Consider the following 20,385-nt stretch of genomic DNA (forward strand, 5'->3'; position numbering starts at 1 on the left):
CGTCAACGGCATCCGTCGACAGCATCCCCAGACAAAGGGTTCCCCTGCCGTACGACTTGGAGGGCCTACCGTGCACCGCCGGCACAACGGGATCAGAACCGCAGTCCTCCTCGGGGGACTGTCCGCGCTCATCATCGTCATCGGCTCGCTCTTCGGCCGCGCCGGCCTCGTCGTGGCGGTCCTGGTCGCGCTCGGCACCAACGCGTACGCGTACTGGAACAGCGACAAGCTCGCCCTGCGCGCCATGCGCGCCCGCCCGGTCAGCGAGTTCGAGGCCCCCGAGCTGTACCGCATGGTGCGCGAGCTCTCCACCGAGGCCCGTCAGCCCATGCCCCGCCTGTACATCTCGCCCACCGAGGCCCCCAACGCGTTCGCCACCGGCCGCAACCCGCGCCACGCCGCGGTCTGCTGCACCGACGGCATCCTGCGCCTGCTGGACGCACGCGAACTGCGCGGCGTGATCGGCCACGAACTGAGCCACGTCTACAACCGCGACATCCTCATCTCCTCCGTCGCCGGCGCCCTCGCCTCCGTGATCATGTTCCTGGTCAACTTCGCCTGGCTGATCCCGATCGGCCGTTCCGAGGACGACGACGGCCCCGGCCTCCTCGGCATGCTGATGATCATGCTCCTCGGCCCCCTCGCCGCCACCCTGATCCAGCTCTCGATCAGCCGCTCCAGGGAGTACGAGGCGGACGCCTCCGGCGCCCAGCTCACCGGCGACCCGCTGGCCCTGGCCAGCGCCCTGCGCAAGCTGGAGACGGGCACCAAGCAGCTTCCGCTGCCGCCCGAGCCGCGCATCGAGACGGCCAGCCACATGATGATCGCCAACCCGTTCCGGCCCGGCCAGGGGTTTGCCAGACTGTTCTCCACCCATCCGCCGATGGCGGAGCGCATCACCCGACTCGAACAGATGGCAGGTCGACAGCGGTGAAGACAATCCTGAACGTGATCTGGCTGGTACTCAGCGGCTTCTGGCTGTTCCTCGGCTATCTCCTCGCCGGTGCGCTGCTCTGCGTGACGATCATCGGCATCCCGTTCGGCATCGCCGCTTTTCGTATCGGCCTCTACGCGCTGTGGCCGTTCGGCTATACGACCGTGGAGCGGCGCGACGCCGGAGCCGCGTCCTGCCTGGGCAACGTGCTGTGGCTGGTGCTCGCCGGCTGGTGGCTGGCGCTCGCCCACATCGTCACCGGCATCGTGCTGTGCGTGACGATCATCGGCATCCCGTTCGGCATCGCCAACTTCAAGCTCATCCCCGTCTCGCTGCTGCCGCTGGGACGCGAGATCGTCCCCACGGACCAGCCGTTCGCGGCGCGCTGACCCCCCGCACGGACCGCACCCCGCACGCGAGCGCGGGCGGCCGGGCCGCCCGCCGCCGGCTGCAACCGCCGACGCGGCGGAGATCGTCCCGCGGGACGAGGACACAGCCCGGAACGCAGGTGAGGCGAAGCCGCAGGCCGGCCGAGAAGGGCAGGACGAACCGAACCGTGCCGGGTCGGAACGCGGCCGACGGCACGGCGCGGGCACAGCAGGGCACGCGGGCACAACGGGGAAGGGCAGGTCGAGGGCATGACCATCGTCAGCTGGATGATCCTGGGACTGTTGGCAGGGGCCGCCGCCAAGCTCCTGCTCCCGGGCAAGGACCCGGGCGGCCTCGTCGGCACCACTCTCATCGGTATCGCGGGCGCCTTCATCGGAGGGTGGATCTCCGCGCGGTGGCTGGACCACTCGATCAGCAAGCACTTCTTCGACGGCCCGACCTGGGCCTCGGCGATCGGCGGCTCCCTGGTGCTGCTGATCGTCTACCGCGTCCTGTTCGGCGACTCCCGCCGCTGACCACGTACCGGCCACAGCAGAGGGCGGGCACCCCGCACGGGGCGCCCGCCCTCTCGCGCCTCACCGGCGCATCGGCGGCTGCTTGGCTCACCGGGTGCCGAAGGGCACCCGTCTCACCGGTAGTTGACGAACTGCAGTGCGAAGTCGAAGTCCCTGCCCTTGAGGAGGGCGATGACGGCCTGGAGGTCGTCCCGGCTCTTGGAGCTGACCCGCAGCTCGTCACCCTGCACCTGGGCCTTCACGCCCTTGGGCCCCTCGTCACGGATGATCTTCGCCACTTTCTTGGCGTTGTCCTGGGAGATGCCCTCCTCGATGGAGGCGAAGATCTTGTACTCCTTGCCGGACAGCTGCGGCTCACCGGCGTCCAGCACCTTCAGTGAGATCCCGCGCTTGACCAGCTTCGACTGGAAGACGTCGAGGATGGCCTTCACCCGCTCCTCGGAGTTCGCCTGCATCAGGATCTTCTCGCCGGACCAGGCGATCGAGGCGCCGACGTTCTTGAAGTCGTAGCGCTGGGAGATCTCCTTGCCGGCCTGGTTGAGGGCGTTGTCGACCTCCTGCCGCTCGACCTTCGAGACGATGTCGAAACTGGAGTCGGCCATGTCCTGTGGCTCCTTGTATCGGATGGATCGGGTGGATCGGAGAGTGCGGAACGGTCCCGGCCCGCACCGGCGGACGGGGCCGCATCCGCATAAGCCTAGCCACCCCGACCCCTCGCGGTACTGATCAACCAAGTGGCGGAGCACCCCCCTGCATCAGGTATCGTTTACGTCGTTGCCACGGAGCGCCGCGCGAGCGGCTTCCACGGCGATCACCCCCGGCGGTGTGCCCGAGCGGCCAAAGGGAGCAGACTGTAAATCTGCCGGCTCAGCCTTCCCAGGTTCGAATCCTGGCGCCGCCACGTGGGAAAGAAAGGGTCCGCGGCCTGCTGCACAAGCAGGCCGCGGACCCTTCTTCGTGTGCTCGGCGGACCGCGCGGACGTATGGACCGTGCCCCTCACGTCGGGCGGGGCGGTGCGGGGATGGGCCGCCCCGGTGATCCTCGGGGTGGGCGGAGGGGCGTGACTTCTGCGGGTTGTCGGGCACCCGCTTGACTGGCGCCCGTACGTGATGCGCCAGGTCTCACCGGCGCGGTCCACGGTTCGCAGTACTGAGGAGCAGTGCATGTCGCAGATCACCGCCCCCGCCCAGGCCGACACGTTTCCTCGGCTGGGCTGGGTCGACGCGCTGCTGTCTCCTGCTCTCCGGGCGGCCCTGGCAGCGCTGCCCGCGAACGAGAGCCGGGTGGCCGGATACCACCGGGGCTGGTGCGAGGCCGACGGCACGCCGACCCGCTCGACGACCGGAGGGGGCAAGTCCATCCGCCCCGCCCTGACCCTGCTGTCCGCGATGGCCGTCGGCGGCACCCCCGAGAGCGCGGTCCCGGGAGCCGTCGCCGTGGAGCTCGTGCACGACTTCACGCTGCTGCACGACGACGTCATCGACGGGGACGATCTGCGCCGGCACCGCCCGGCCGCCTGGTCCGTGTTCGGTACGCCCGCGGCGGTGCTCACCGGTGACGCCCTTCTGGTCGCGGCGATGCGCGTGCTGACGGAGGCGCAGCCGCAGCGGATGGCCGTCGCCGTGAAGGAACTGGTGGACGCGCTGATGGAACTCGTGGAGGGCCAGAGCCGCGACGTCGCTTACGAGAAGGCGCCCGAGGTGTCAATGGCTCAGTACCTGGCCATGGCCGAGGGCAAGACGGGCTCCCTGATGGGCTGCGCCGGCGCTCTCGGCGGCGTGTTGGCCGGGGCCGACGAGGTTCGGGTGCGCGGGTTGCGGGAGTTCGGGCGCCGGCTGGGGGTGGCGTTCCAGTGTGCGGACGACGTACTGGGCATCTGGGGGCGCTCGGCGCGCAGCGGCAAGCCGGTGGGCGGGGATCTGGCAGCGCGGAAGAAGTCGTTGCCGGTGGTGACCGCCCTGGAGACCGACGGTCCGGCGGCACGTCGGCTGCGTGCGCTGTACGACTCCCCGGACGCCATGGACGCGCGGGACATCGCACTGGCGCGCGAACTGGTCGAGGAGGCCGGCGGCCGGGAGGCGGCGGAGCGGGAGGCGGACCGACAGTTGTCCGCCGCGCTGCGGGCGCTGTCGCGCGTCCGGCCGTCGGCGGAGGCGCACCGGCAACTCCAGGAGATCGCCTGGGCGGTGACCCGGCGGGACGCCTGAGCCCGGACGGCCTTTCCCCACACGCGCTGGAAGAGTTCGGCCGGCCCTGCTTCCGGACACAGCAGCAGGCAGCCGCAGCAGCCTCGGGCAGCGGAAAGCCGCCGTGTGGGTGCGCCCGCTCGTAGGCTGAACGCATGTCGTCGCGTCGCAGGACCTGTCCCGAGTGCCGTCGGGAGATCGCCGTCGTGGCCGGGCGGTTCGCACGGCACGATCCACCGGGGGCGCGGGCCGCCGGGGAACTCGTCTCCTGCCCCGGCTCCCGGCGGTCCGCCCAACCGGACGCCGCGCAGCCCGCGTTGGACGGTTACGCCGTCCCGGAGTTCCCCGGGCAGATGCCCCTCTTCTGAGCCGGCCTCCCGCCGCCCCCGGGCGACCCGGGTCCTTCCGTTCCCCTGTCAGTTCCCGGCGACCGCCTTCACCGCCACCGACACCGGCGCCGAACCGCTGATCAGCTCCAGGGTCAGGCCCGCCGTCGCCGGGGTGTCGACGAGTTCCGCGAGGACCGCCGCCACGTCGTCCCGTGGGACCGGGCCGCGGCCCGTCGCCGCCTCCAGACGCACCAGGCCCGTGCCCGCGTCGTCTGTCAACCGGCCCGGGCGCAGGATCGTCCAGTCCAGTGCCGAGTGGCCGCGCACATACGCGTCGGCCGCGCCCTTGGCCCGCAGGTACACGTCGAAGACGTCGTCCCCGGGGTGTTCGGGGTCGGCGCCCATGGACGACACGACGACGTAGCGGCGTACGCCCGCGCGTGCGGCCGCGTCCGCGACCAGCACCGCGGCGCCGCGGTCCACCGTGTCCTTGCGTTCCGTTCCGCTGCTCGGGCCGGCGCCCGCCGCGAACACCACCGCGTCCGCGCCCCGCAGCAGTTCCGCCACCTCGTCCTCGGACGCGGACTCCAGGTCGCACACGAGCGGTTCGGCGCCGGCCGCCCGCAGGTCCTCGGCCTGCTCCGCCCGGCGGATGATCCCCGCCACCTCGTCGCCGCGCGCGGTGAGCAGCCGCTCCAGCCGCAGCGCGATCTGACCATGACCCCCAGCGATGACAATGCGCATGAGGTAGACGGTACGCCGGGAGCGACGCCCCCGCCGTGTCGCACGCCCGCACGCCCCGGCGCACGCACCCCCATCAGGGGGACCCCGACCGGGCCACCGCCTACGACGCCCCGTCCCGACCCGTACGGCCCCCCGTCCCGCCCCTTACGACACCTCGCCCCGCCCCTGCCTGGGCAGGCCCAGCGCCGCCGTCGCCGCCGAATCGCAGTACTCGCGGACCGCGCTGGTCCGCGCCACCACGCGCCCCCGGTGCACCACGATCCTGCTGTACGCGAGCGACAGCGCGCCCGCCAGATCCGCGCCGCGCACCGCGAGCAGCTCGGCCGGGAAGCCCGCCTCCACCCGCACCTCCGGCAGCCCCAGCACGGCCCGCGCCGCCGTGCTCACCGCTTCGTACGCTGTCTCCGGGCGCAGCGCCTGCCGCGAGGCCAGCAGGTACGCGGCCTCCAGCGGATCACCCCGGCCTACCGGGTTGGCCGCGTCCCGCAGCGCTCCGCTGCCCGCCGCGACCCGTACCCCGGCCGCGCGCAGCAGCCGTAGGGGAGGGGTGCCGTACCGGCCGGCCGCTCCGCAGCCGCCCTGCGGCAGGCACACCACGCCGACGCCGGCCGCCGCGAGCTGGTCGGCCGCCCGTCCTGCGGCCTCCTCCGGCAGCCGGCCGAGGCCGCCGCAGGGGCCCAGCGTCACTCCGGGCCGCAGCCCGCCCGCCATCGTCGCGATCCGGGCGAGCCGCGCCGGGTCGGCGGCGTCGGTGTGCAGGTCGACGGGGAGCCCGTGCTCGGAGGCGACCTCCAGGACCGCCTCCACGTACCCGGTGGGATCGGGGTCGGTGTCCGGGCAGCCGCCCACCGCGGCCGCGCCCATCTTCACCGCGTCCCGCAGCAGCGCCAGCCCGTCCGCGCCGGCCGCCCCGGTCAGTACGCGGGGCATCGCCACCGCCGTCAGCTCGGCGAGACCGCACAGCGATCGGCGGGCCCGCAGTACGGCGGCGAACGCGTCGAGCCCCTGCATCCCGCCGACCCGGACGTGCGAGCGCAGTGCCGTGGCACCGTGCCCGAGTTGCAGCAGGGCGGCCTCGGTGGCCCGCCGCTGTACCTCCCGGGGGTCGCAGGAGGGCGGGCCGTCGGCGGACAGGGCCGTGTCGCCGTGGGCGTGCGGTTCGGCGGGGGCGGGGAGGAGCAGGTAGCCGCCGAGGTCGACGCGGGAGCCGGCCGGTCCGGGCACCAGGCTTCCGGCGGTGCCGACCGCCTCGATCCGGTCGCCGCCCAGCCGTACGTCCACCGTCCGGCCGTCCGCGAGCCGTGCTCCGCACAGCAGCAGTCCGGCCGGTCCGGCGGGGAACGCCGGGACTGCCGAGGGGGCCGGGAAGGGGAAGCGAGGCGGCTGCGGGCGGTCGTCGGGCATCGCACTCCTGGGATCGGGCGGCGCGAGGGGGCACGGGCGGACGCGTGAGACGGAGGCCAGGATCACGCGGAGTGAGGCCGAGCCTAGGACGGCGACTCGGTCGTGACGGGGAGGAGCGAAATAGTCGTACCGGTGTGGTCCCGGGGCTGGTGAGGCAGCGAGAACGGCACCGCACGCACCGCCGGCACGCCACCGGAACGAGGCGCGCGACGGGGCGGAAACCAGGCGCGCGACGGGGCGGAAACCAGGCGCGCGACGGGAGGGAAACCAGGCGCGGGGCGGGACGGGAACGGGGCGCGGGGGGAGGGTGGAACGACGCGCGAAGTGGGGTGGGAACGGGGCACCGAGCGAGGAGGGAACAGGTCGGGCCCGGCGGCACGAAACGGATTTGGGCGAACGGCGGGCGAGCGTGTAATGTCTTCCTCGCTCGCCCCAATAGCTCAGTCGGCAGAGCGTCTCCATGGTAAGGAGAAGGTCAACGGTTCGATTCCGTTTTGGGGCTCTGGTGAGTGAGGTTCCCGTCGCGAGGCGGGTGCTGATCACACCTGCAGCGGTGTAGCTCAGTCGGTAGAGCAAGCGGCTCATAATCGCTGTGTCACCGGTTCAAGTCCGGTCACCGCTACTTCAAGTAGCCGATTGCGGGGTCGGTCCTTCGATCGGCTACTCTTTTCTGCGTTCATTCAAGCAAGTCAACCGTTCGTCAAGGAGCACTCACGTGGCTGCCACCGACGTCCGCCCGAAGATCACGCTGGCCTGCGTGGAGTGCAAGGAGCGGAACTACATCACCAAGAAGAACCGGCGTAACAACCCGGATCGTCTGGAGATGAAAAAGCACTGCCCGCGTTGCAACGCGCACACCGCGCACCGCGAAACGCGATAACAAGGCTCGTACACGAGGCCGCCCCCGCTGTTCGGGGGGCGGCCTCGTGTCGTTTTGTACGCTCGTCCCACCGGCCCCCGGTCCTTCCGGTGACCGCTCTCCCAGCCCACCCAGACATCAGCAGGAGGTGCCGAGCCGATGGCGCTCGACCAGTCCTTCGTGGGGCGGTCCTACCCGCCCACCGCCCCCTACGAGGTGGGCCGGGAGAAGATCCGCGAGTTCGCGGAGGCAGTGGGGGCCGCCGACCCGGCGTACACCGACCCCGAGGCCGCCAAGGCGCTCGGGCACGCGGATGTGATCGCCCCGCCGACCTTCGTCTTCGCGATCTCCTTCAAGGCCGCGGGCCAGGTGATCGAGGACCCGCAGCTCGGACTGGACTTCAGCCGCGTCGTGCACGGCGACCAGAAGTTCGCCTACACCCGGCCGGTGCGCGCCGGCGACCGGCTCACGGTCACCTCGACCATCGAGGCGATCAGGTCCATGGCCGGCAACGACATCCTGGACATCCGCGGCGAGGTGCACGACGAGTCGGGCGAGCACGTCGTGACCGCCTGGACCAAGCTCGTGGCCCGCGCGGCCGAAGAGGGGGCGTGAGGACGATGGCGGCGAAGATCGCGTACGCCGACGTCGAGGTCGGCACCGAGCTGCCCGCGCAGACGTTCCCTGTGAACCGGGCCACGTTGGTCCGGTACGCGGGCGCCTCCGGCGACTTCAACCCGATCCACTGGAACGAGCGGTTCGCCAGGGAGGTCGGGCTGCCGGACGTCATCGCGCACGGCATGTTCACCATGGCCTCGGCGATCCGCGTGGTCACCGACTGGGCCGGTGACCCGGGGGCGGTCGTCGAGTACGGCGTCCGCTTCACCAAGCCGGTCGTCGTCCCGGACGACGACAAGGGCGCCCTCGTCGAGGTCAGCGCCAAGATCGCCGCCAAGCTCGACGACAACACCGTCCGCGTGGACCTGACGGCGACCAGCGCCGGACAGAAGGTGCTCGGCATGTCCCGCGCGGTCGTCCGGCTGGCCTGACGCCCCGCGCCTCGCGGAACCTGTGGAACGGCGGGACGGGCCCGCACCCCTTCACGGAGGAGGTGCGGGCCCGTCCGCGTGAGGGCGGCGGCCGTGCCACCCGTCTGCGTGAGGTCGCCGGCCGTCACCGCCCGCCCGTCGGCGGCAGTCGACCGCCCGGCCCATCCCGCGATCCTCCGGAGCCCCTTGACGTAGTTAGTGATTGAGCACTAACTTACTCCCATGGTCAGGATGAGCGCGGAAGAGCGGCGCGAAAGCGTCATCCGTGCGGCGACGAACGAGTTCGCCCGCGGCGGTTACAACGGCACGTCCACCGAGGTGATCGCCAGGCGGGTCGGAGTGTCGCAGCCGTACCTCTTCCGGCTCTTCCCGGACAAGCGGGCGATCTTCCGCGCGGCGACCGTGCGCTGTACGGCCGAGATCACCGAGGCGCTCGGGAAGGCGGGCGAGGGGCTGCGGGGTGAGGAGGCCCTGCATGCCATGGCCAACGCCTATACGCGACTCATCGCCGATCGCCCCGAGCTGCTGCAGATGCAGATGCAGACGTACGTCGCCGTGGCCGCCGCCGAGCAGGACGGCGACCACGAGTTCGGCGAGGCCGTGCGGGCCCAGTGGATGAACATGTGGGACACCGTCCACCTCCCGCTCGGCGCGGACGTCGACGAGACGACGACCTTCCTGGCGTACGGAATGCTAGTCAACTGCCTGGTCGCGATGGGTTTCCCGCCCGAGCACCGGGTGTGGGAAGGGCTGTACCCGTCGGCCCGGGTCAAGGGCCGGCTGGAGAAGTAGAAGCAGCGGACGACGTGGCCGGGGCGGGCCGCGGATACGCGGTTGCGTGCCGCACCCACGGCTCGGGCCTGCCCTGCCCGCCGTCCGCCCAGGAAACTTAGTGGTCGATTACTAACTAGTGAGGAAATCCTCATGTCGCAACAGACCGCACGCCGGGGAGGGACCGTCTGGGCCCTCGTCCTCACCAGCACCGCCGGTTTCATGGCGTCGCTCGACAACCTCGTCGTCACCACCGCGCTGCCCTCGATCCGCGAGGATCTCGGGGGCGCGCTGGACGACCTGGAATGGACCGTGAGCGCCTACACGCTCACCTTCGCCGTCCTGCTCATGTTCGGTGCCGCGCTCGGCGACCGGTTCGGCCGGCGGCGGCTCTTCGTCACCGGACTCACCGTCTTCACCGCCGCGTCGGCCGCCGCGGCCATGGCACCCGGCATCGACTCGCTGATCGCCGCCCGGGCCGTGCAGGGCGTCGGCGCGGCGATCATGATGCCGCTCACCCTGACCCTGCTCACCGCCGCCGTACCCGCCGCCAAGCGCGGCATGGCCTTCGGCATCTGGGGCGCCGTCAACGGACTCGCCGTCGCCTCCGGGCCGCTCATCGGCGGCAGTCTCACCGAACACGTGTCCTGGCACTGGATCTTCTGGCTGAACGTGCCGATAGGCCTCGCCCTGCTGCCGCTCGCCCGGCTCCGCCTCGCCGAGTCCTACGGCACCGGGGCCCGGCTCGACCCGATCGGTACCGTGCTCGCCAGCGGTGGCCTCTTCGGCATCGTCTACGGGCTGGTCCGCGGCCCCGCCGACGGCTGGACGAGCAGCCTGGTGCTGACCGGGCTGTTCGCCGGGACGGCGCTGCTGACCGGGTTCGTGGTGCACGGCTCGCGCGCCGCGAACCCCATGCTTCCGATGCGCCTGTTCCGCTCCCGTGCCTTCGCCGGGATCAACGCGGCGAGCCTGCTGATGTTCCTCGGCATGTTCGGCTCGATCTTCCTGCTCAGCCAGTACATGCAGGGGGTGCTCGGCTACTCGCCCACGGAGGCGGGACTGCGGATGCTGCCGTGGACCGGCATGCCGATGCTGATCGCCCCGGTCGCGGGCTATCTCGCCGACCGGGTCGGAGGGCGGCCGGTGGTCGCCGCGGGGCTCTTCCTCCAGGCGCTCGGGCTCGGATATCTCGCCGCGGTGGTCACGGCCGACGCGTCGTACGCGGCGCAGCTGCCGGGGCTGATCGTGAGCGGCGTGGGAATGTCCCTGTACTTCGCACCGGCTTCGCACCTCGTGATGTCGAGCGTGCGGGAGGGGGAGCAGGGGATCGCCTCCGGGGCGAACAACGCGTTGCGCGAGGTGGGAGGCGCGCTGGGCGTCGCCGTGATGGCGTCCATCTTCTCCGCGCAGGGCGGCTACGAGACGGCGGAGGCGTTCGTGGACGGGCTGCGGCCGGCGCTGGTGGTCGGCGCGGGGGTTGTCGCCCTCGCCGGTGGAGCGGCGCTGGTGATTCCCGGACGGCGGCGGTCGGAGAAGAGCGTGGCGGTCGAGGACGCCGAGGGCGTCGCAGACGTTGTGGGCGGGGCGGCCGTGCGGGGGGATGTGCTGGAGGTGGTGGCGGAGCGCTGAGGGTGGGGGCGGTGGGGGGTTTGGCCCCGCCCGCCCTTCCCGCCCTCCGGGGGCTGCGCCCCCTCGACCCCCTCGGGCGCCTTCCGGCCCGAGGGGTCGTCGTCCGTCAGCGGGTGTGCGGATGGTCGCGCCCGCGCGGCGGAGCCGCACAGTGTCACGGCCCCGCGCCCCTTAGGGGGTCCGTCATGGCGGCCCGTAGGCTTTGGGGCGTGCAGGTACTTCATGATGCTTCGCTCGCCCCCCTGACCACCTTCCGGCTCGGCGGTCCGGTGGACCGGCTGGTCACCGCGGCCGAGGACGCCGAGGTGGTCGAGGTCGTGCGGGAGGCCGACGCCTCCGGGACGCCGTTGCTGCTGATCGGCGGGGGATCGAACCTGGTCGTCGGGGACAAAGGCTTCGCGGGGACCGCCCTGCGCATCGCCACCCGCGGGATCGAACTCGACGGGAACCGTCTGGAGGTGGCGGCCGGCGAGGTGTGGAGCGACGTGGTCGCACGCACCGTCGAGGCGGGGCTCGCCGGCATCGAGTGCCTCGCCGGAATCCCCGGCTCCGCCGGCGCGACGCCGGTGCAGAACGTCGGCGCGTACGGCCAGGAGGTCTCCTCCACCCTCACCGAGGTGATCGCCTACGACCGCCGCGCCGGCGAGACGGTGACCCTCACCAACGGGGAGTGCGCCTTCTCGTACCGGCACAGCCGCTTCAAGGCCGACCCGGAGCGGTACGTCGTCCTGCGCGTCCGGTTCGCCCTGGAGGACGCCGGCGGGCTGTCGGCGCCCCTGAAGTACGCCGAGACCGCGCGGGCGCTGGGCGTCGGACCGGGGGAGCGCGTGCCGCTCGCCGACGCGCGCGAGACGGTGCTGAAGCTGCGCGCCGGCAAGGGCATGGTGCTGGACCCCGAGGACCACGACACGTGGTCGGCCGGGTCCTTCTTCACCAACCCGATCCTCGACGACGAGGCGTTCGCCGCCTTCCGCAGCCGCGTGCGGGAACGGCTCGGCGACGGCGTGGAGCCGCCCGCGTACCCGGCGGGGGAGGGCCGCACCAAGACCTCGGCGGCCTGGCTGATCGACCGCGCCGGCTTCACCAAGGGCTACGGCGGCGGCCCCGCCCGCATCTCCACCAAGCACACCCTCGCGCTCACCAACCGCGGCGGGGCCACCACCGAGGACCTCCTCGCACTGGCCCGGGAGGTCGTGGCCGGGGTCCGCGAGGCGTTCGGGGTCACCCTGGTCAACGAGCCGGTGATGGTCGGCGTCGACCTACAGGTGTGAGGCCGGGGCGGGCGTGCGCCCGGCAGCGGCGGCCGGCGGGGCGGCGAGCCACGCGTCGATGTCCGCCAGCAGCCCGGCCCGTACGTCCTCCGGCGCCGCCGACCCCCGTACCGACTGGCGGGCCAGCTCCGCCAGCTCCGCGTCGGTGAAGCCGTGGTGGCGGCGGGCGATCTCGTACTGCGCCGCCAGGCGCGAGCCGAACAGCAGCGGGTCGTCGGCGCCCAGCGCCATCGGCACGCCCGCCTCGTAGAGCGTCCGCAGCGGGACGTCCTCCGGCTTCTCGTAGACGCCGAGCGCCACGTTGGAGGCCGGGCACACCTCGCAGGTCACGCCGCGCTCGGCCAGCCGCGCCAGCAGCCGCGGGTCCTCGGCCGCCCGGACGCCGTGGCCGAGCCGGTTGGCGTGCAGGTCGTCGAGGCAGTCGCGGACCGACGGCGGGCCGTTCAGCTCGCCGCCGTGCGGGGCCGACAGCAGACCGCCCTCGCGCGCGATGGCGAACGCGCGGTCGAAGTCGCGGGCCATGCCGCGCCGCTCGTCGTTCGACAGGCCGAAGCCCACGACGCCCCGGTCCGCGTACCGCACGGCCAGCCGGGCCAGGGTGCGGGCGTCCAGCGGGTGCTTCATGCGGTTCGCGGCCACCAGGACGCGCATGTGCAGACCCGTCTCCCGGCGCGCCGAGTCGACCGCGTCCAGGATGATCTCCAGCGCCGGGATCAGCCCGCCCAGCCGGGGGGCGTACGACGTGGGATCCACCTGGATCTCCAGCCACCGGGAGCCGTCCCGGACGTCCTCCTCGGCCGCCTCCCGGACCAGCCGCTGGATGTCCTCCGGTTCCCGCAGGCACGAGCGGGCCGCGTCGTACAGCCGCTGGAAGCGGAACCAGCCGCGTTCGTCCGTCGCCCGCAGTCTCGGCGGCTCGCCGCCGAGGAGGGCCTCGGTCAGCGCGTCGGGCAGGTGCACGCCGTACTTGTCGGCGAGTTCCAGCAGGGTGGCGGGCCGCATCGACCCGGTGAAGTGCAGATGCAGATGGGCCTTCGGCAGCTCGGAGACATCGCGGGCACCGCGTTGCTCGGAGAGTTCACGTACACGCTCCATTGCATGATCCTGCCGCACGCCCGGACCGTCCCGGTACCACTTTCGCCGATAGTGGCCTTGCTCGCACAGACGAACGCGGGCCCGGCCCCCCGTTTGAGGAGGCCGGGCCCGCGTCCTGGGGCGGACGGGAACGTCAGTCCCGCGCCTCCGCCAGCAGCTTCTGGATGCGGCTCACGCCCTCGACGAGGTCCTCGTCGCCCAGCGCGTACGACAGCCGCAGGTAACCCGGCGTGCCGAAGGCCTCGCCCGGGACGACCGCGACCTCGGCCTCCTCCAGGATCAGCGCGGCCAGCTCCACCGAGCTCTGCGGACGCCGCCCGCGGATGTCCTTGCCGAGGAGCTCCTTGACCGAGGGGTATGCGTAGAACGCGCCCTCCGGCTCGGGGCACAGGACGCCGTCGATCTCGTTGAGCATCCGCACGATGAGCTTGCGGCGCCGGTCGAAGGCCTCGCGCATCTGTGCGACCGCGTCCAGGTTCCCGGAGACGGCGGCCAGCGCGGCCACCTGGGCCACGTTGTTCACGTTCGACGTGGCGTGCGACTGCAGGTTGGTGGCCGCCTTGACGACGTCCTTGGGGCCGATGATCCAGCCCACCCGCCAGCCGGTCATCGCGTACGTCTTGGCCACGCCGTTGACCACGATGCACTTGTCGCGCAGCTCGGGTAGGAGCGCCGGCAACGAGGTGAAGGTGGCGTCGCCGTAGACGAGGTGCTCGTAGATCTCGTCGGTGAGCACCCACAGGCCGTGCTCGACGGCCCAGCGGCCGATCGCCTCCGCCTCGGCCCGGCCGTAGACCGCGCCGGTGGGGTTGGACGGGGAGACGAACAGGACGCACTTGGTCTTCTCGGTGCGCGCGGCCTCGAGCTGCTCGACGCTCACCCGGTAACCGGTGGTCTCGTCGGCGACGACCTCCACCGGGACACCGCCGGCCAGCCGGATCGACTCGGGGTACGTCGTCCAGTACGGGGCCGGGACGATGACCTCGTCGCCCGGGTCCAGGATCGCGGCGAAGGCGTTGTAGATGGCCTGCTTGCCGCCGTTGGTGACGAGGATCTGCGACGGGTCGACCTCGTAGTCCGAGTCGCGCAGCGTCTTCGCGGCGATCGCGGCCTTCAGCTCGGGCAGGCCGCCGGCCGGCGTGTACCGGTGGTACTTCGGGTTCTTGCACGCCTCGACGGCGGCCTCGACGATGTAGTCCGGCGTCGGGAAGTCGGGCTCACCGGCGCCGAAGCCGATCACCGGGCGTCCGGCGGCCTTCAGGGCCTTCGCCTTGGCGTCCACGGCGAGGGTGGCGGACTCGGAGATCGCGCCGACGCGGGCGGAGACCCGGCGCTCGGTGGGAGGGGTTGCAGGGCTCATGCACCCATCGTTCCAGACCGGAAAGAACCCGGGCACGCGGGTTTCACGGACTGAACACGAGAGGGCCGGGCCCGGACGCCTGTACGTATCCACTCCACCGCGTCCACGGCACCGGGTGCGGCAAGGGGCGGCCTGTACCGGGTTCGGCCAAGATTCGGCACGGGGCCGGCGGGGCCCCGTCGCGCTCCGATCACCGTACGGGCGCTTCTCGTTCGACGCCCGGCCGCGGACCACGTACACTCCTACGTCGTTGGCCTCCGACGGTCCGCGTCGAGCCGGTGCACATCCTGCACCCGGCCGGATGCGGTACGTTGGGGGACGGACAAAGGGTCGTAGCTCAATTGGTAGAGCACTGGTCTCCAAAACCAGCGGTTGGGGGTTCAAGTCCCTCCGGCCCTGCTACACACTCCTTCACCGAGGATGTGTGCTGCAGAGTACGTACTTCATGCACTCGCCGTGCGGCTCAACCGGGCGCGGCACGGCCACGACCCGGGATCAGGTGAGGATGAATGACGGACGCCGTGGGCTCCCTCGACGCGCCTGACGCCCAGGACGAGGTGTCGGAGAGCAAGAAGCAGCGCAGGGGCGGTAAGCGGGGCAAGAAGGGCCCCCTCAAGCGCCTCGCCCTCTTCTACCGCCAGATCGTCGCGGAACTCCGCAAGGTCGTCTGGCCGTCGCGCAACCAGCTGACGTCGTACACCACCGTGGTGATCTTCTTCGTCGCCATCATGATCGGTCTGGTGACCGTGATTGACTATGGCCTCAACCACGCAGCGAAGTACGTCTTCGGCTGAGCCCGGAGCGAAGGGCGCCGTGACCGGCGCCCCTTTCGCATGTTCCACCCCTCTGTATCCAGGAAGAAGCAGCCACAGTGTCTGACCCGAACCTGAACGACGCCATCGAGCCGGTCGAGTCCGTGGAGGACGAGCTCGACACCGTCGAGGGCGCGGACACCGGGGACGCCGAGGAGTCCACCGAGGCCCAGGCTGCCGAGGCCGCCGCACACGAGGACGCCGCCGAGGAAGCCGTCGCCGAAGAGGCCGGCGCCGAGGGCGACAGCGACACGGACACGGCACAGACGGAGCCGGAGTCGGACACCACCGCGACCGGTGCCGACGACGAGACGGACACCGAGGACGCCGCCGTCGACACCGAGGACGGCGAGGACACCGCGGAGGCCGAGCCGGAGCCCGAGCTCGACCCGGTCACCCGGCTCCGCGAGGAACTGCGCACGCTGCCCGGCGACTGGTACGTGATCCACACCTACGCCGGTTACGAGAAGCGTGTGAAGGCCAACCTGGAGCAGCGCGCCGTCTCGCTGAACGTCGAGGAGTTCGTCTACCAGGCCGAGGTGCCCGAGGAAGAGATCGTCCAGATCAAGAACGGCGAGCGCAAGACCGTCCGGCAGAACAAGCTGCCCGGTTACGTCCTCGTCCGCATGGATCTGACGAACGAGTCCTGGGGCGTCGTCCGCAACACCCCCGGTGTCACCGGTTTCGTCGGCAACGCCTACGACCCGTACCCGCTGTCCCTGGACGAGATCGTGAAGATGCTCGCCCCGGAGGCCGAGGAGAAGGCCGCCCGCGAGGCCGCCGAGGCCGAGGGCAAGCCGGCGCCGCAGCGCAAGGTCGAGGTGCAGGTGCTGGACTTCGAGGTCGGCGACTCGGTCACCGTCACCGACGGCCCCTTCGCCACTCTCCAGGCGACCATCAACGAGATCAACGCCGACTCGAAGAAGGTCAAGGGCCTCGTCGAGATCTTCGGCCGCGAGACGCCGGTCGAGCTGAGCTTCGACCAGATCCAGAAGAACTGACCTTCTGGGTCTCCCCACCACTTCCGAGCAGGTCAGACGGTCGCCTCGGTGACCGCCTGACCTGCTCGGTTTTCAGCCGCACATGTATACCCGTTATCGTTGTGCGGTATGCCTGCGTCCGGGTGGTCCCCGGGGGCGGGCAGGACCCGAATCGAAAGGACCCGGAGAGCCATGCCTCCCAAGAAGAAGAAGGTCACGGGGCTCATCAAGCTCCAGATCCAGGCCGGTGCCGCCAACCCGGCTCCGCCGGTCGGCCCCGCGCTGGGTCAGCACGGTGTCAACATCATGGAGTTCTGCAAGGCCTACAACGCCGCGACCGAGTCGCAGCGCGGCTGGGTGATCCCGGTGGAGATCACGGTCTACGAGGACCGCTCCTTCACCTTCATCACCAAGACCCCGCCGGCCGCCAAGATGATCCTCAAGGCCGCGGGCGTGGAGAAGGGTTCCGGCGAGCCGCACAAGACCAAGGTCGCCAAGATCACGCAGGCCCAGGTCCGCGAGATCGCCGAGACCAAGATGGCCGACCTCAACGCCAACGACCTGGACGCCGCCTCGAAGATCATCGCGGGCACCGCGCGTTCCATGGGCGTCACGGTCGAGGGCTGAACCACCCTCGGGTCGCACCAGCCCCGTAGTACCTCGTAGAACCGTGGAAGGGCCTGCTCGGCCCGTACCACGACTCCTCAAACGAACACAGGAGCAGTTGTGAGCAAGCGCAGCAAGGCTCTCCGCGCTGCGGACGCCAAGATCGACCGGGACAAGCTGTACGCCCCGCTCGAGGCCGTCCGTCTCGCCAAGGAGACCTCCACCTCGAAGTTCGACGGCACCGTCGAGGTCGCCTTCCGCCTGGGTGTCGACCCGCGCAAGGCGGACCAGATGGTCCGTGGCACCGTGAACCTCCCGCACGGCACCGGCAAGACCGCCCGGGTCCTGGTCTTCGCGACCGGTGACCGTGCCGAGGCCGCGCGTGCCGCGGGCGCCGACATCGTCGGCTCCGACGAGCTCATCGACGAGGTGTCGAAGGGCCGCCTGGACTTCGACGCCGTCGTCGCCACCCCGGACCTCATGGGCAAGGTCGGCCGCCTGGGCCGTGTGCTCGGTCCCCGTGGTCTGATGCCGAACCCGAAGACCGGCACCGTCACCCCGGACGTCGTGAAGGCCGTCAACGACATCAAGGGCGGCAAGATCGAGTTCCGCGTCGACAAGCACTCGAACCTGCACTTCATCATCGGCAAGGCGTCCTTCGACGACACCAAGCTGGTGGAGAACTACGGCGCGGCGCTGGAGGAGATCCTCCGTCTGAAGCCGTCCGCCGCCAAGGGCCGGTACATCAAGAAGGCCGCCCTCAGCACCACGATGGGCCCCGGCATCCTGCTCGACCCGAACCGCACCCGCAACCTCCTCGTCGAGGAGGACCCGGCCGCGGTCTGAGCCGACGGCTCGCCCCAGCGGTACACCGACGGGCCTCGCACCTTTCTCAAGGTGCGGGGCCCGTTCGTTCGTTCATGGTTCGACGGCCGGTGGAAATACCGGGCGGCGGGGGCCGGGCTCATGGAAAATCGTAAGATCATTCGAACTTTCCAGGTCGATCTCGCGTCCTTCCTGTGTGTGAGCCATCGGTCGCCTGTGTCCAGTGGGGGAATCATGAACAAGAGATCCGTACATCTGCCCGTGGGTGCCGGGCTGGCCGCGCTGCTGCTGGCCACGGGCGCGGTGAGTTGCGGCAAGGGTCAGGAGGCGGAAAAGTCCCCCGCCATGACGCCGGCCGCGGCCGTGGCCAAGGCGGCGAAGCACTCGGAACAGCTCACCTCCATGCATTACCGCGTGAGCGGCAGGGTCCCCCAGGAGGGTCGCGTCGAGGCGGACGCCGGCCTGCGGCTCAAGCCCGACATGGCGATGAGCATGAAGGTGTCGGTGCCGAGCCTGGGCTCGGACGCGACCGCAGAGGTCCGGCTGGTCGGCAAGGCCATGTACATCAACGCGGGCGAAGAGGCCTCCAAGGAGCTCGACGGCAAGACCTGGATGAAGCTGGACATGTCCGGGACGGACGCCGGCAAGCAGCTCGACCGGCTGGGCGCGGCTTCCCAGGCCGAGCAGAACCCGGCGGCCCAGTCCACCTTGCTCACGGGCGCCGACGAGGTGAAGAAGGTCGGCACCGACACCGTCGACGGCGTCAGGACGACCCACTACGAGGGCACCGTCGACATCGACACGCTGGACAAGTCCCTCAAGAAGGAAAGCAGGCTGACCGCGGAGGAGCGCCGCAAGGCTGTCCAGCAGTACCGGACGATGGGCGTCGACGAGCTCACCATGGACATGTGGATCGACGGCAGCGACCACACGAAGCGGTTCCGCATACGGGGTGATGCCGACGAGGGCCCGCTGGACCTCACGATCACCTTCCTCGACTACAACAAGCCCGTGAAGGTCACCGCCCCGCCGGCCGGGGAGACGACCGACCTGGCCGAGATGATGAAGGAGCTCCAGGCGGGCTGAGCGCCTCCCGGCCGCGGTACGGGGCGGATTTGCCTGGCGCCGCCCCGTTCACGTACGCTTCCACAGAAGCCAAAGACCGCTGGTCGTTGCCGCGCGCTCGTAAGAGGGTGCGGTGGCCGAAGGATCCGCTGAACAGCGGACGACCCGCGCAGGTGACTGTGGATGAGCTCCCTCGGGTCCGCGCCCCGTGCGTGCGACAAAAGGTTGAGCCACGCCCCGTGCACCTGTGCCGGGGCGTTTCGTTTTCCCCAGTCCTCCTTCGGGTCCGCGCGGTCCGAATTCACCCGGAAGGAGGCCGAAACTCTATGGCGAGGCCCGACAAGGCTGCCGCGGTGGCCGAGTTGACGGACCAGTTCCGCAACTCCAGCGCCGCCGTGCTGACCGAGTACCGCGGTCTCACCGTGGCGCAGCTCAAGACGCTGCGTCGTTCGCTCGGTGAGAACGCCCAGTACGCCGTGGTGAAGAACACGCTGACCAAGATTGCGGCCAACGAGGCCGGGATCACGACGCTGGACGACCTTTTCAACGGTCCGACGGCAGTCGCCTTCGTCACCGGTGACCCGGTGGTGTCGGCGAAGGGTCTTCGTGACTTCGCCAAGGACAACCCGAATCTCGTCATCAAGGGCGGTGTCCTTGACGGCAAGGCGCTGTCCGCCGACGAGATCAAGAAGCTTGCGGACCTCGAGTCCCGCGAGGTTCTGCTCTCCAAGCTGGCGGGTGCCTTCAAGGGCAAGCAGTCCCAGGCTGCTCAGCTCTTCCAGGCGCTTCCCTCGAAGCTCGTCCGCACCGTGGACGCCCTTCGTGCCAAGCAGGACGAGCAGGGCGGTGCCGAGTAACTCGGCTCGCACCATGACCGCCGCCTGAGGCGACGGTCGTAGCGGGCCGAACGTACGCCCGCCTCACATGTACATCCGGCACCCGCCGAATTAGTGGAAGGACCGCCACCATGGCGAAGCTCAGCCAGGACGACCTGCTCGCGCAGTTCGAGGAGATGACCCTCATCGAGCTCTCCGAGTTCGTGAAGGCGTTCGAGGAGAAGTTCGACGTCACCGCCGCCGCGGCCGTCGCCGTCGCCGGTCCGGCCGGCCCGGCCGCCCCGGCCGAGGCCGCCGAGGAGCAGGACGAGTTCGACGTCGTCCTCACCGGCGCCGGCGACAAGAAGATCCAGGTCATCAAGGTCGTGCGCGAGCTGACCTCCCTGGGCCTGAAGGAGGCCAAGGACCTGGTCGACGGTGCGCCGAAGCCGGTCCTGGAGAAGGTCACCAAGGAGGCCGCGGCCAAGGCGAAGGAGTCCCTCGAGGGCGCCGGCGCGTCGGTCGAGGTCAAGTAACCTCGCACCCCGTTCGCAGGGAAGCCCGTACGGAGCTCCGGCTCCGTACGGGCTTCCCGCGTTTCCGGGGGCCCTGGAAGGGCCGTGGCGGCCCGGTGCGAGGCCGGGTGTAACGCCCGGGCCCCGGCGAGCGATCATCCAATCGGGTGGTCGCTCACCGGCATTCCGAGGCGTCGGCGACGGCCGCCTTGCACCCCGGTCACCGG

General features: G+C 70.9%; 22 protein-coding genes, 4 tRNA genes and 2 pseudogenes. 23 read left to right on the forward strand and 5 right to left on the reverse strand.

All coding sequences use genetic code 11. The annotated features are described in order from the left end of the window. Positions 1-70 precede the first annotated feature (70 nt). The 3 genes from htpX (at position 71) to QFZ64_RS20455 (ending at position 1,839) form a co-directional block, all read left to right on the forward strand. The gene (htpX, locus tag QFZ64_RS20445) at positions 71-934 is read left to right on the forward strand and encodes a zinc metalloprotease HtpX (RefSeq protein ID WP_307067811.1); all 864 of its coding nucleotides are present in this window, start codon (positions 71-73) and stop codon (positions 932-934) included. Continuing rightward, on the forward strand, positions 931-1,323 hold the full coding sequence (locus QFZ64_RS20450) for a YccF domain-containing protein (protein ID WP_307067813.1): 393 nt from the start codon (positions 931-933) through the stop codon (positions 1,321-1,323). The genes htpX and QFZ64_RS20450 overlap by 4 nt, the downstream gene beginning before the upstream one ends. Before the next feature lie 249 nt (positions 1,324-1,572). Then, complete coding sequence (locus QFZ64_RS20455; RefSeq protein WP_307067815.1) at positions 1,573-1,839, forward strand: GlsB/YeaQ/YmgE family stress response membrane protein; 267 nt, start codon at positions 1,573-1,575, stop codon at positions 1,837-1,839. A 113-nt stretch (positions 1,840-1,952) separates the two neighbouring features. Here QFZ64_RS20455 and QFZ64_RS20460 read toward each other — a convergent pair whose 3' ends face one another. Continuing rightward, a complete protein-coding gene (locus QFZ64_RS20460; protein ID WP_307067817.1) occupies positions 1,953-2,441 on the reverse strand; it encodes a YajQ family cyclic di-GMP-binding protein in 489 nt (162 codons plus the stop codon). A gap of 217 nt (positions 2,442-2,658) precedes the next feature. Between QFZ64_RS20460 and QFZ64_RS20465 the strand changes: the two genes are divergently transcribed. From QFZ64_RS20465 to QFZ64_RS20475, 3 genes are all read left to right on the forward strand, one after another. Beyond that, positions 2,659-2,740: transfer RNA gene (locus QFZ64_RS20465), tRNA-Tyr, on the forward strand. 263 nt (positions 2,741-3,003) lie between these two features. Next, positions 3,004-4,047, forward strand: a complete 1,044-nt coding sequence (locus tag QFZ64_RS20470) for a polyprenyl synthetase family protein (protein ID WP_307067820.1) — start codon at positions 3,004-3,006, stop codon at positions 4,045-4,047. Positions 4,048-4,181: 134 nt separating this feature from the next. Next, positions 4,182-4,394, forward strand: a complete 213-nt coding sequence (locus QFZ64_RS20475) for a hypothetical protein (protein WP_307067822.1) — start codon at positions 4,182-4,184, stop codon at positions 4,392-4,394. A 48-nt stretch (positions 4,395-4,442) separates the two neighbouring features. Here the strand turns inward: QFZ64_RS20475 and QFZ64_RS20480 are convergent, their stop codons facing one another. After that, on the reverse strand, positions 4,443-5,099 hold the full coding sequence (locus QFZ64_RS20480) for an SDR family oxidoreductase (protein ID WP_307067824.1): 657 nt from the start codon (positions 5,097-5,099) through the stop codon (positions 4,443-4,445). A gap of 144 nt (positions 5,100-5,243) precedes the next feature. After that, positions 5,244-6,503 carry a hydrolase gene (locus QFZ64_RS20485; protein ID WP_307067826.1) on the reverse strand — a complete coding sequence of 420 codons (1,260 nt, stop codon included), beginning with the start codon at positions 6,501-6,503 and terminating at the stop codon, positions 5,244-5,246. A gap of 429 nt (positions 6,504-6,932) precedes the next feature. Between QFZ64_RS20485 and QFZ64_RS20490 the strand changes: the two genes are divergently transcribed. From QFZ64_RS20490 to QFZ64_RS20525, 8 genes are all read left to right on the forward strand, one after another. Next, a tRNA-Thr gene (locus tag QFZ64_RS20490) sits at positions 6,933-7,005 on the forward strand. A 47-nt stretch (positions 7,006-7,052) separates the two neighbouring features. Then, a tRNA-Met gene (locus tag QFZ64_RS20495) sits at positions 7,053-7,125 on the forward strand. A 93-nt stretch (positions 7,126-7,218) separates the two neighbouring features. After that, positions 7,219-7,383 carry a 50S ribosomal protein L33 gene (rpmG, locus tag QFZ64_RS20500; protein ID WP_003948671.1) on the forward strand — a complete coding sequence of 55 codons (165 nt, stop codon included), beginning with the start codon at positions 7,219-7,221 and terminating at the stop codon, positions 7,381-7,383. Positions 7,384-7,521: 138 nt separating this feature from the next. Next, a complete protein-coding gene (locus QFZ64_RS20505; protein ID WP_307067828.1) occupies positions 7,522-7,977 on the forward strand; it encodes a MaoC family dehydratase N-terminal domain-containing protein in 456 nt (151 codons plus the stop codon). Between the two features lie 5 nt (positions 7,978-7,982). After that, positions 7,983-8,411 (forward strand): MaoC family dehydratase, encoded by a 429-nt coding sequence (locus tag QFZ64_RS20510; protein WP_307071787.1) that lies wholly within the window; start codon positions 7,983-7,985, stop codon positions 8,409-8,411. A gap of 222 nt (positions 8,412-8,633) precedes the next feature. Next, entirely contained in the window at positions 8,634-9,203 is a 570-nt protein-coding gene (locus tag QFZ64_RS20515; RefSeq protein WP_307067831.1) for a TetR/AcrR family transcriptional regulator, read from the forward strand. A 132-nt stretch (positions 9,204-9,335) separates the two neighbouring features. Further along, a complete protein-coding gene (locus tag QFZ64_RS20520; protein ID WP_307067834.1) occupies positions 9,336-10,814 on the forward strand; it encodes an MFS transporter in 1,479 nt (492 codons plus the stop codon). 185 nt (positions 10,815-10,999) lie between these two features. Beyond that, positions 11,000-12,085 carry a UDP-N-acetylmuramate dehydrogenase gene (locus QFZ64_RS20525; RefSeq protein ID WP_307067835.1) on the forward strand — a complete coding sequence of 362 codons (1,086 nt, stop codon included), beginning with the start codon at positions 11,000-11,002 and terminating at the stop codon, positions 12,083-12,085. On the opposite strand, the gene QFZ64_RS20530 is transcribed toward QFZ64_RS20525, so the two are convergent. Together QFZ64_RS20530 and QFZ64_RS20535 are read right to left on the reverse strand one after the other, a co-directional pair. After that, a complete protein-coding gene (locus QFZ64_RS20530; protein ID WP_307067837.1) occupies positions 12,074-13,180 on the reverse strand; it encodes an adenosine deaminase in 1,107 nt (368 codons plus the stop codon). The two genes, QFZ64_RS20525 and QFZ64_RS20530, sit on opposite strands and share 12 nt — an antisense overlap. A gap of 133 nt (positions 13,181-13,313) precedes the next feature. Further along, positions 13,314-14,540, reverse strand: a complete 1,227-nt coding sequence (locus QFZ64_RS20535) for a pyridoxal phosphate-dependent aminotransferase (protein WP_307067839.1) — start codon at positions 14,538-14,540, stop codon at positions 13,314-13,316. A gap of 326 nt (positions 14,541-14,866) precedes the next feature. On the opposite strand from QFZ64_RS20535, the gene QFZ64_RS20540 reads away from it, so the two are divergent. The 9 genes and pseudogenes from QFZ64_RS20540 to rplL all read left to right on the forward strand — a co-directional run bounded on the left by QFZ64_RS20540 (position 14,867) and on the right by rplL (position 20,179). Continuing rightward, a tRNA-Trp gene (locus tag QFZ64_RS20540) sits at positions 14,867-14,939 on the forward strand. A gap of 110 nt (positions 14,940-15,049) precedes the next feature. After that, positions 15,050-15,334, forward strand: coding sequence for a preprotein translocase subunit SecE (gene secE / locus QFZ64_RS20545; RefSeq protein WP_307067841.1), 285 nt, complete (start codon positions 15,050-15,052; stop codon positions 15,332-15,334). A gap of 77 nt (positions 15,335-15,411) precedes the next feature. Beyond that, positions 15,412-15,532 (forward strand): annotated as a pseudogene (locus QFZ64_RS35385) (transcription termination/antitermination protein NusG); the annotation flags it as partial. 176 nt (positions 15,533-15,708) lie between these two features. After that, a pseudogene (gene nusG, locus QFZ64_RS20550) lies at positions 15,709-16,353 on the forward strand (transcription termination/antitermination protein NusG); the annotation flags it as partial. A gap of 171 nt (positions 16,354-16,524) precedes the next feature. Continuing rightward, entirely contained in the window at positions 16,525-16,959 is a 435-nt protein-coding gene (rplK, locus tag QFZ64_RS20555; RefSeq protein WP_006140933.1) for a 50S ribosomal protein L11, read from the forward strand. Between the two features lie 99 nt (positions 16,960-17,058). Further along, entirely contained in the window at positions 17,059-17,784 is a 726-nt protein-coding gene (gene rplA / locus QFZ64_RS20560) for a 50S ribosomal protein L1 (protein ID WP_307067845.1), read from the forward strand. A gap of 213 nt (positions 17,785-17,997) precedes the next feature. Then, on the forward strand, positions 17,998-18,849 hold the full coding sequence (locus QFZ64_RS20565) for an LppX_LprAFG lipoprotein (RefSeq protein WP_307067846.1): 852 nt from the start codon (positions 17,998-18,000) through the stop codon (positions 18,847-18,849). A 305-nt stretch (positions 18,850-19,154) separates the two neighbouring features. Further along, a complete protein-coding gene (gene rplJ, locus QFZ64_RS20570) occupies positions 19,155-19,685 on the forward strand; it encodes a 50S ribosomal protein L10 (RefSeq protein WP_307067848.1) in 531 nt (176 codons plus the stop codon). A gap of 110 nt (positions 19,686-19,795) precedes the next feature. After that, positions 19,796-20,179 carry a 50S ribosomal protein L7/L12 gene (rplL, locus tag QFZ64_RS20575; protein ID WP_307067849.1) on the forward strand — a complete coding sequence of 128 codons (384 nt, stop codon included), beginning with the start codon at positions 19,796-19,798 and terminating at the stop codon, positions 20,177-20,179. Positions 20,180-20,385 lie beyond the last annotated feature (206 nt).

Origin of the sequence: Streptomyces sp. B3I8, from assembly GCF_030816915.1 — a bacterium.
Classification (GTDB): domain Bacteria; phylum Actinomycetota; class Actinomycetes; order Streptomycetales; family Streptomycetaceae; genus Streptomyces.

Excerpts from the sequence above, each read along its gene's own strand:
- rplJ (WP_307067848.1), top strand. The coding sequence starts at position 19,155 with ATGGCGAGGCCCGACAAGGCTGCCGCGGTGGCCGAGTTGACGGACCAG.
- QFZ64_RS20530 (WP_307067837.1), bottom strand. The coding sequence starts at position 13,180 with ATGGAGCGTGTACGTGAACTCTCCGAGCAACGCGGTGCCCGCGATGTC.
- QFZ64_RS20525 (WP_307067835.1), top strand. The coding sequence starts at position 11,000 with ATGGCGGCCCGTAGGCTTTGGGGCGTGCAGGTACTTCATGATGCTTCG.
- QFZ64_RS20480 (WP_307067824.1), bottom strand. The coding sequence starts at position 5,099 with ATGCGCATTGTCATCGCTGGGGGTCATGGTCAGATCGCGCTGCGGCTG.
- QFZ64_RS20510 (WP_307071787.1), top strand. The coding sequence starts at position 7,983 with ATGGCGGCGAAGATCGCGTACGCCGACGTCGAGGTCGGCACCGAGCTG.
- QFZ64_RS20460 (WP_307067817.1), bottom strand. The coding sequence starts at position 2,441 with ATGGCCGACTCCAGTTTCGACATCGTCTCGAAGGTCGAGCGGCAGGAG.
- QFZ64_RS20515 (WP_307067831.1), top strand. The coding sequence starts at position 8,634 with ATGGTCAGGATGAGCGCGGAAGAGCGGCGCGAAAGCGTCATCCGTGCG.
- QFZ64_RS20485 (WP_307067826.1), bottom strand. The coding sequence starts at position 6,503 with ATGCCCGACGACCGCCCGCAGCCGCCTCGCTTCCCCTTCCCGGCCCCC.
- QFZ64_RS20505 (WP_307067828.1), top strand. The coding sequence starts at position 7,522 with ATGGCGCTCGACCAGTCCTTCGTGGGGCGGTCCTACCCGCCCACCGCC.
- rplL (WP_307067849.1), top strand. The coding sequence starts at position 19,796 with ATGGCGAAGCTCAGCCAGGACGACCTGCTCGCGCAGTTCGAGGAGATG.
- QFZ64_RS20565 (WP_307067846.1), top strand. The coding sequence starts at position 17,998 with ATGAACAAGAGATCCGTACATCTGCCCGTGGGTGCCGGGCTGGCCGCG.
- QFZ64_RS20535 (WP_307067839.1), bottom strand. The coding sequence starts at position 14,540 with ATGAGCCCTGCAACCCCTCCCACCGAGCGCCGGGTCTCCGCCCGCGTC.
- secE (WP_307067841.1), top strand. The coding sequence starts at position 15,050 with ATGACGGACGCCGTGGGCTCCCTCGACGCGCCTGACGCCCAGGACGAG.
- QFZ64_RS20520 (WP_307067834.1), top strand. The coding sequence starts at position 9,336 with ATGTCGCAACAGACCGCACGCCGGGGAGGGACCGTCTGGGCCCTCGTC.
- QFZ64_RS20470 (WP_307067820.1), top strand. The coding sequence starts at position 3,004 with ATGTCGCAGATCACCGCCCCCGCCCAGGCCGACACGTTTCCTCGGCTG.
- QFZ64_RS20455 (WP_307067815.1), top strand. The coding sequence starts at position 1,573 with ATGACCATCGTCAGCTGGATGATCCTGGGACTGTTGGCAGGGGCCGCC.
- rplK (WP_006140933.1), top strand. The coding sequence starts at position 16,525 with ATGCCTCCCAAGAAGAAGAAGGTCACGGGGCTCATCAAGCTCCAGATC.
- QFZ64_RS20475 (WP_307067822.1), top strand. The coding sequence starts at position 4,182 with ATGTCGTCGCGTCGCAGGACCTGTCCCGAGTGCCGTCGGGAGATCGCC.